The 8,598-nt window shown below is 52.8% G+C and carries 8 protein-coding genes; 7 read left to right on the forward strand and 1 reads right to left on the reverse strand.

Annotation, left to right across the window (positions count from 1 at the left end; genetic code table 11):
• The first annotated feature begins 270 nt into the window (after positions 1-270).
• Complete coding sequence (locus ACI7RC_RS27475) at positions 271-543, forward strand: M20/M25/M40 family metallo-hydrolase (RefSeq protein ID WP_408111353.1); 273 nt, start codon at positions 271-273, stop codon at positions 541-543.
• Positions 544-631: 88 nt separating this feature from the next.
• On the opposite strand, the gene ACI7RC_RS27480 is transcribed toward ACI7RC_RS27475, so the two are convergent.
• Positions 632-1,333, reverse strand: a complete 702-nt coding sequence (locus ACI7RC_RS27480) for an SDR family oxidoreductase (protein ID WP_408111346.1) — start codon at positions 1,331-1,333, stop codon at positions 632-634.
• A 255-nt stretch (positions 1,334-1,588) separates the two neighbouring features.
• Here ACI7RC_RS27480 and ACI7RC_RS27485 point away from each other — a divergent pair, with 255 nt between their 5' ends.
• The 6 genes from ACI7RC_RS27485 to ACI7RC_RS27510 all read left to right on the forward strand — a co-directional run bounded on the left by ACI7RC_RS27485 (position 1,589) and on the right by ACI7RC_RS27510 (position 8,508).
• Positions 1,589-2,527, forward strand: a complete 939-nt coding sequence (locus ACI7RC_RS27485; RefSeq protein ID WP_408111347.1) for a sugar-binding transcriptional regulator — start codon at positions 1,589-1,591, stop codon at positions 2,525-2,527.
• Between the two features lie 26 nt (positions 2,528-2,553).
• Positions 2,554-4,092 (forward strand): FGGY-family carbohydrate kinase, encoded by a 1,539-nt coding sequence (locus tag ACI7RC_RS27490; RefSeq protein WP_408111348.1) that lies wholly within the window; start codon positions 2,554-2,556, stop codon positions 4,090-4,092.
• Between the two features lie 54 nt (positions 4,093-4,146).
• Positions 4,147-4,827, forward strand: coding sequence for a ribulose-phosphate 3-epimerase (locus ACI7RC_RS27495; RefSeq protein ID WP_408111349.1), 681 nt, complete (start codon positions 4,147-4,149; stop codon positions 4,825-4,827).
• Entirely contained in the window at positions 4,828-5,943 is a 1,116-nt protein-coding gene (locus ACI7RC_RS27500; protein WP_408111350.1) for a sugar ABC transporter substrate-binding protein, read from the forward strand.
• A gap of 67 nt (positions 5,944-6,010) precedes the next feature.
• Positions 6,011-7,501: a sugar ABC transporter ATP-binding protein gene (locus tag ACI7RC_RS27505; RefSeq protein WP_408111351.1), complete on the forward strand. Its 1,491-nt coding sequence runs from the start codon at positions 6,011-6,013 to the stop codon at positions 7,499-7,501.
• Between the two features lie 23 nt (positions 7,502-7,524).
• On the forward strand, positions 7,525-8,508 hold the full coding sequence (locus tag ACI7RC_RS27510; RefSeq protein ID WP_408111352.1) for an ABC transporter permease: 984 nt from the start codon (positions 7,525-7,527) through the stop codon (positions 8,506-8,508).
• Positions 8,509-8,598 lie beyond the last annotated feature (90 nt).

Raw genomic sequence — 8,598 nt, forward strand, 5'->3', positions numbered from 1 at the left:
CCGGAACGGTCGAATTCAGCGTGGACATTCGCGACACTGACGAGGGCCGGCGCGACGACGCCATTTCCCGCATCCAATCCGTTGTCGACGATGTGTGCAAGCGCCGCGGGCTGACCGCTGAAGTGAAGATCAACGAGCGAGCCAAGCCTACTCTCTGCTCCGAGCAAGTGATGGCAACGATGGAGCGGGCCGCCGAGGCGCTAGGCCTTACCCCGCCGAAACTGGTCAGCGGGGCGGGTCACGACGCCATGTGCTTGGCCGAGATCGCTGATATGGGNCGAGCGAGCCAAGCCTACTCTCTGCTCCGAGCAAGTGATGGCAACGATGGAGCGGGCCGCCGAGGCGCTAGGCCTTACCCCGCCGAAACTGGTCAGCGGGGCGGGTCACGACGCCATGTGCTTGGCCGAGATCGCTGATATGGGAATGATCTTCGTCCGCTGCCTGGACGGGATCAGCCACAACCCGAAGGAATATGCCAGTCAGGAAGACATCACGGCTGGGACGGAAGTGCTGCTGGCGACGACCTTGGAATACGTGAAATAGGCAGTATCTTACCGGCATGTAAGGAAAAAATGCGACACGGGAATCCCGCGGGCTTTAAGCGGCGGATTCCCGTTTTTTTGCCGTGTTTTTACCAGGCTTGTTTACGGATGACGATATCGTGCCCGTCCAGACAATTGTCCTCTGGAGACACGAGAAAATTGACTACATGGGCAACATCTTCCGGCTGCATCAGGACAGACTGGTCCTCATCAGGGACGAGGCCTTTGCGCATGTTGGTCGCACATCTGCCCGGAAGCAATGAGTAGACTCTGATCTTGTACGGCCGCAGTTCTTCACTAAGTGACCTGGAAAATCCAATTACGGCCGACTTGGAGGAAGCATAGGCGAGCCAGCCCGGACGCGGCGTATTTCCCGAGGTAGAGGAGACGTTGAGGATGATTCCGCCTTGTTTTTGCATGTGGCGTACGCTTTGCTTGCAGATCCAGAACATGGAGGTAACATTGATGTCAAAGGTCTTTTGCCATGTGTGCAGGTCGCATTCCATCAGGCTGGCCGCTTTTGCGTACCCGGCGAAGTTCAGCAAGATGTCAATCCGCCCGAATTTGGCATAGACTTCGTCAATCGCCCGTTCAACCTCGTCATACCTGGTAAGGTCCAGATCGTACAGCGCAATGTTTTTCTCCTGGTTCATCTGCCGTTTCGTCTCGGCCAATTCCTCTTCACCCAAGGACATCAAGACCAGGTTTTCGATATCCTCTCTTTGGCTCAACCGTATTGCCGTCTCCCGTCCGATCCCCGTACCGGCCCCTGTTATAATGCATGTCCTCATGTTGAACCCACCTTTGCCAGAATTATACATCAGGAAGAAAATGCTGATTGGTGTGAAAATGGAAACAACTGAAACTATTTATAATCATTCCTCGCTTTTTTTGTCAATACTCAATTTTGAAATGAACCTCCATTTGAAAGAGTAAAAATAGTGTAGACAAATTTGCAAGAAGGATTTACTATAAGACCATGATGTTGCGCAAATGATCAAACTAGTGAACAGATTCTCAACAAAGAAGCATTGAGGTGAACATAATTGCAAGATCGCGATCATTATTTGACCAAGATTTCGTACATGTATTACATAGATAACCTTTCGCAGCAGGAGATCGCAACCGCGCTGGGATTGTCCAGAGCCAAAGTGTCCCGGATGATTCAGGAGGCGAAGGATCGGGGAATCGTAGAAATTAAAATCAATCCGACCAACACCAGGTGTTTTGAATTGGAACGATTGTTGAAGGAGAAGTACGGTTTGACTGAAGTGATCGTCATTCCGCGGTTTTCCGCCAGCGATCACAATATATTAAAATCGCTGGGGAAAGCGGGTGCTGAATTTTTGGCCCGCAATTTAAAAGAGGGGATGACGCTGGGATTTTCCATGGGTCGCACCCTGAGCGAGGTCGCCCATTCGGTCAGAGTAGAAGAGAAAGTTCCCTGCAACGTCATCCCTATAACGGGAGGGCTGGGGCAAGTCAATCCCGAGCTGCATGCCAACGACATTTGCCGCCGCGTGGCGGAAGGCTTTGGCGGTACTGCTTTTCCATTGTACGCACCGGCGATTGTGTCCAACGCGCAGTTGAAGGAGGCCATCATCCAGGACCCGATGATTCAAAAAGTGTTTGACGCTGCTGTCAGTGCCGACATTATCGTCGTCAGCGTCGGGCATGTCGCGACCTCTACCTTTATTGAGATCGGGAGCATTTCCGAGCAGGAGGCAGTTCAACTGCAAAATCACGGTGTTGTCGGGGACATCTCGTCCTGGTTTTTTAACGCAAATGGAGAGATTCTCGATTTGGAGATTCACAAGCGGGTCGTGGGTCCCGATTTTCACGAGATTCGCAGCAAGTCAAAGGTCGTGCTGATCGCCGGGACTGATTTTAAGCGGGATGTGATCGCGGCGGCATTGCGAGGCAAGCTGGCCGATACCCTCATAACCGACGAAGGCGTTGCCAAGTACTTGCTTGAACTGCCATAGAAAGACGTCATTGAAGGAGGACTTGTATGAGACAGGAATTGGTGATGGGCATTGATGCCGGGACAGAGAGTGTTCGCGTAGGTCTGTTTGACCTGCATGGCAGGGAAGTGGCTTTTGGCGTTACTGAGTACAGGACGTATCACCCAAAGCCGGGCTGGGCGGAGCAGAATCCTGTGGAGTGGTGGTCTGCGCTGGTCGCCAGCACCAAACAAGCGATGAGCCTGGCGCAGGCAACGAAAGACCAGATCGTTGGCATCAGCCTGGATGCAACCGCTTGCAGCGTGGTCTTGTGCCTGAAAGACGGGACGCCGCTTCGCAATTCACTCATTTGGATGGATGTAAGAGCGGGGGAGGAGGCGGCGTTGATCGCCGGGTGTGATGATGCTGCGCTCAAGTACAACGGACATGGCAACGTATCACCGGAATGGATGCCGTGCAAAGCGCTCTGGCTGAAGAAGCATGAGCCGGAGCATTACCATCGAGCGGAAAAAGTAGCCGAATTCGCTGACTGGTACATGTTTAAGCTGACGGGGAGGTGGACCGCCAATATCTGCAACACGACGACTCGTTGGTACTACAACAGGGAAGAGGGGGGCTGGCCGTACCGATTCTATGAAAAGATCGGACTGGAAGACTTGGTCGCCAAATTTCCGCAGGATGTCTACGATCTGGGCGTGCCTGTCGGCGGCCTCACCAAGCAGGCGGCAGAAGAGCTGGGCTTGGCTGAAGGAACACCGATCGGACAGGGGGGAGTGGATGCGTTTGTCGGGTTAATCGGTTTGGGTGTGGTGAAACCCGGCCGGCTCGGCCTAATTACGGGCTCTTCCCACCTGCTGCTGGGTCTGACAGATGTAGGATTGCATGCAAAAGGCGTATTTGGATCGTTTCCCGACGCCGTCGTTCCGGGATTGCAATTGGTCGAAGGCGGACAGGTCTCGACAGGCTCGATCATCAAGTGGTTCCGTTCGAATTTTTGTAAAGATTTAGAAGAGATTGCAAAGGCCCAAGGTGTAAGCGTTTACGATTTGCTGACTCCAGAAGCGGCAGAGGTTCCTCCTGGCTCGGACGGACTGCTGGTGCTTGACTACTGGCAGGGAAATCGCACGCCCTACGTTGATCCCGTCGTGAGAGGCATGATCTACGGGCTTACGCTCAAGCACAGCAGGGAACACATCTTCCGGGCGATCATGGAAGGCATCGCTTACGGAACCGACCACATTTTGCAGACGTTCAAGTCGAACGGCTTCCAGGCCGATGAGCTGTACCTGGCAGGCGGCGCCTCCAACAGCAAGCTGTACATGCAGATTCATGCCGACGTCAGCAATATCGCCATCAACATCCCGGCAGTCGCACAGGCTCCTTGCCTCGGTTCGGCAATCCTGGCCAGCGTGGCAGCCGGTGCCTACAACAACATCCAGGAAGCAGCGGAGAAGATGGTTCGCTATCAAACCCGCATCGAACCCAATCCGGAAAATCACGAAAAATATCAATATTACGCCCAGCAGTATCGCAAGGCATATCCGCAATTTGGCGACTGGATGCGGGAGACGACCAAAATTTCATAGGGCTGCCCGTTTTTCGTCCAGGTGACGGGTTTTCCTTGAAAGGAGGTGAGTAAATTGCCCACGATTTCAGCATCCATCTTAGCAGGTAACCATGCAAATCTCGCAGCAGATGTCGTCGAACTTGAGCAAGGCGGGGCTGACTGGATTCACGTAGATATTATGGATGGTCATTATGTCAATAACCTGACCTTTGGCCCAAAAACCGTCGAAGACCTTCGCAAGGTAACGTCATTGCCCATTGACGTTCACCTGGAAATGTATCGGCCCGAACTCGTCATCGACAGTTTTATCAGTGCAGGCGCCGACATGATAACCATCCAGTTCGAGAGCTGTACACACCCGATTCGCACCATCGAACAGGTAAAGGCGCGGAACTGCCAAGTCTCCATGGCTTTTGCCCCGACAACCGGTTTTGATCAAATCGGATCCCTGATCCGCGATGTCGACCAGGTCAATATCATGACCGTTGAGCCTGGGTTTGGCGGTCAGCCGTTTCGCAAAGATGTCCTGCCCAAGATCAAGTTAGCCAGTGAAAGGATCGCAAGCGAGAAGTTACATACCATTGTCGCCGTGGATGGTGGAGTGAACATCCAGAATATTCCAGACATCCTGCGAAATGGAGGGCACAACCTGATCATCGGCACCATGCTTTTTGTAAACGACAGCATCAAGGAAAACGTCGAGAAAACCAAAGGGTTATTCTGCATGACCAAAACGACAAAGGAGATGATTTGAATGGCAAGGAAATGGCTCTATCTTTTCCTGTGCATCATCTTTGCTTTTGCTGTCGGATGCTCCAACCAGGAAAGTCCGTCAGCCTCTTCCTCCGGGGGTACAGATACTTCCAATTCTAACACAAATTCAGCCGAGCCACAATCAAACGGCTCCGGTTCCGACACTGGCACCCAACAGGCTGCAGGAGCTGCCGCAGGCAAAAAGGATCTGAAAATTGCCTGGGTGCATATGAATGCCGCGACCAATTCCGAGCAGCGGGCGAAAAAAGGCTTTGAGGAATTCATCAAGGCACAGGGATATCCTTGGGAATTGAGCGTCTTTGACAGCAAAGGCTCGGGACAAGCTCTGGCCTCCAATATGGAGGATGCCGTCCAGCGCAAAGTGGATGCCATCATCGTCTCCATGGCCGACTTGCGGGCTGCGAAGGCCGCCCTGGAAGATGCCAACAAGGCAGGAATACCCGTCTACTCGATCGATTCCGGCTGGACGCCCGGCATCGTCGTTGATATCACCAGCAACAACTTCGTCATGTCCTCTAAAGTTTCCAGCTACCTGGTTGACCGCCTGGGCGGGGAAGGGAAGATCGTCGCGTTTAAGATGGCAGAGCACCACGGGGTGCGCAAGAGAGGCGAAGTGCTGGATTTGATCGTCAAGGAAAATCCGGGCATCCAAATACTGGAGTCCCATAATATCGACTACACCAATTTTTATCAGGATACCCTGCAGACGATGGAGGACTATCTGCAGCGCTACGGCAAGGAGATCAAAGCGGTATGGGCCGGTTGGGACGAACCGGCGATGGCCGCCGCCGCTGCGATCCAGGCAGCAGGTTTTAGCAAGGATGACATTTTTGTCGTAGGAATCGACGGCCATCCGCCTGCAGTCGAGGAAATGCAAAAAGGTTCTCCGCTGGTGGCAACGGTGGCCCAGGGGTTTGAAGTCATGGGCGAAAACATCGCCAAGTACATCAACGATATCATCGTCAACGGAAAACCGAAGGATGAAGTGATTCCATCCACCACCGTGTACGTTGACACGCCGCTGATCACCGAAAAGAACCTGCCCGCCGAAGGCACTCCGGCTTACAAGGCATCTGACTTTTACAGCAGTAACTAATCGGAACCAGGAAGGGTGTTGTGCAATTGGGGCAACACCCTTCCATCTCCGAAGGAGGTTGCAGGAAATGGATTGGCTTTTGGAAGTTCAGGAAGTAGAGAAGAGTTTTCCCGGTGTATTGGCCCTGCAGAACGTCTGGTTTCAGCTGCGACGCGGCGAGATTCACGCCTTGGTCGGACATAATGGGGCGGGTAAATCTACTTTTGTGAAAGTCATCACAGGGACGTATATACCGGAAGCAGGGCGGATTTTTTTGGAAGAGGAACAAATTACGCTGAGAAGTGAACGGGATGCGATCGCGCGAGGCATCGGCATTGTCACACAAGAAGGGAGCCTGATCCCCAACTTCAATGCGATTGAAAATATCTTTCTGGGAAATGAACAAAAGCGGATGGGGCTGATCCAGACGAGAGCCTTGGAGGAAAAGGCCAAGAAGTTGATGAACGAGCTTGGCGTATCGCTCGACCTGCATAAACAGGTAAAGGCGTTGAATCCTGCTCAGCGAAAGCTGGTGGAGATCATGAAGGTCCTGCAGCTTCAGCCCAAAGTGCTCATCTTGGACGAGCCGACCGCAGCTTTGTCGGACAAGGAAAGAAAGCTGTTGTTCATGGTGATGAACAAACTGAAGGCTGACGGGATCGGGATTATTTTTATCACCCATTACCTCGACGAAGTCTTTTCCATGTCTGATCGCATCACCGTATTTCGCAACGGGATGAACGTCGGAACGCGAGTAACACATGAGTCGACACAGGACGAAATCATCAAATTAATGATCGATAAGGATCACCATGAGGAGTATCCGGTAAAGCATCACCAACCTGGCGGGACGCTGTTGGAAGTAAAGGGCTTGTCTGACGGAGAGAAGGTGGTTTCTGCCGATTTGACGATCAAACAAGGGGAAATCGTAGGCATCTTCGGAACGGTGGGTGCCGGAAGAACCGAACTTGCGGAACTGATCTTCGGGGCCTCCCGCAAAAAAAGCGGAACGATCTCCATCGACGGAAAGGAAGTCAAAATCAACAGCGTGACACAGGCGATGAAGAACGGTTTGGCGTTAATCCCAGATGACCGATTGCGAAAGGCGCTCATTTTAAACGATTCGGTCAAAAATAATTTAACCTTATCCGTACTGAAAGAAATGTCGGTGTTTGGCTGGCTGCTTCATAGAAAGGAAAGGGAAAAGGCAGAACAAGCCGTTCAGCGCCTTAACATCAAAACGCCGGAGCTGTCCACGAAAATCAGCACGCTAAGCGGCGGCAACAAGCAAAAAGTGTCGTTCGGAAAGCGAACCATGTCTGACCAGCATAAACCCCGCGTGTTTATCTTCGATGAGCCGACAGAGGGTGTGGACATCGGTGCGCGGGCCGAGATGTACAGCATCATGGTTTCCCTGGCCGAACAGGGTGCGGGCATTCTGCTGATCTCTTCCGATATTTCCGAGATACTGGGATTGTCTGATCGAATTTACGTCATGCGAGGCGGTCAAATCGTCGATGAAGTAAGCCGGGATGAGCGTACTCACGAGCGGTTGATCGAGTCCTCACTAGGAGTCTAAAAAGGGCAAGGAGGGTGTAGCCAATGTCTAATGCAGCAACACAAACACATGATCTCACAAAGCGAGCCGATGTCGGATACTATCTGTCACAGTATGCGACGATCGGGGCGCTGCTCTTGGTCTTTCTGATTTTTTCCGCGGTAGCTGACCGGTTTCTGGACACGACCAATCTACTCAACGTCGTCCGCCAGGTGTCTACTTTGGCCATCGTCGCATTTGGCATGACGATCGCCATGGCATCAGGCGACTTCGACCTCTCGGTTGGCAGCGTTGCCGGGCTTGCCGGAGTCATCATCACCGGAATGCTGACAAACGGGTACTCGCTGGCCGTCGCTTTGGTGGCGAGCCTGGCTGTCGGCGTAGTCTTCGGGCTGCTTAACGGTGTCATCACGACCAGAGTCGGCATCCCTTCTATTATAGTAACGCTCGGGACCTCGTCGGTAGCCACGGGAATCATCTTCATGTACACCGAGGGCAGGGCAGTATACGGCGGGCTGCCAGATGCGTTTACCGTACTAGGCCGGGGAAATGTCATCGGTCTGCCGACGCCGATCATTATCATGCTCGTCATCGGGGTTGCCGTCTATATCCTGCTGAATAAGACGACGACCGGCCGGTACATCTACGCAGTTGGCGGAAATGCCGTTTCGGCCAAACTGTCGGGGATCAATACCTTGAAATACCGCACGTTGGGACTGATCTTAAGCGGTTCGGGAGCAGCCATTGCCGGCATTGTTCTGGCCGCCAGATTGGGCAGCGGCCAACCGACTGCCGGAGCGTCCTTTTTGCTGGACGGTTTGGCGGCGGTCTTTTTGGGAATGACGACGATCAAAGTAGGCCAGCCCAATGTAATCGGTACTGTTGTCGGCGTACTGCTGATCGGGATTATCAACAACGGGTTAAACCTGCTCGGACTCCCATTTTACGTCCAGGATATCGCCAAAGGGATTATCATGGTGGGCGCGGTTGCGTTTGCCGCGCGGAAAAACGAATTGAAGTTCTTTTAGAGAGAAGAGGAGGAGTGGACGTGTTAACCCAAATATCTTACCCATCCATGATTACGCGGGAAAGACTACCGGAGCTGCTGCATCAAATGT

Source organism: Brevibacillus sp. B_LB10_24 (assembly GCF_046036945.1).
In the GTDB taxonomy this organism is placed as follows: domain Bacteria; phylum Bacillota; class Bacilli; order Brevibacillales; family Brevibacillaceae; genus Brevibacillus_C.

Coding starts and splice junctions, on each gene's coding strand:
- ACI7RC_RS27490 (WP_408111348.1), top strand. CDS start 2,554: ATGAGACAGGAATTGGTGATGGGCATTGATGCCGGGACAGAGAGTGTT.
- ACI7RC_RS27500 (WP_408111350.1), top strand. CDS start 4,828: ATGGCAAGGAAATGGCTCTATCTTTTCCTGTGCATCATCTTTGCTTTT.
- ACI7RC_RS27505 (WP_408111351.1), top strand. CDS start 6,011: ATGGATTGGCTTTTGGAAGTTCAGGAAGTAGAGAAGAGTTTTCCCGGT.
- ACI7RC_RS27480 (WP_408111346.1), bottom strand. CDS start 1,333: ATGAGGACATGCATTATAACAGGGGCCGGTACGGGGATCGGACGGGAG.
- ACI7RC_RS27510 (WP_408111352.1), top strand. CDS start 7,525: ATGTCTAATGCAGCAACACAAACACATGATCTCACAAAGCGAGCCGAT.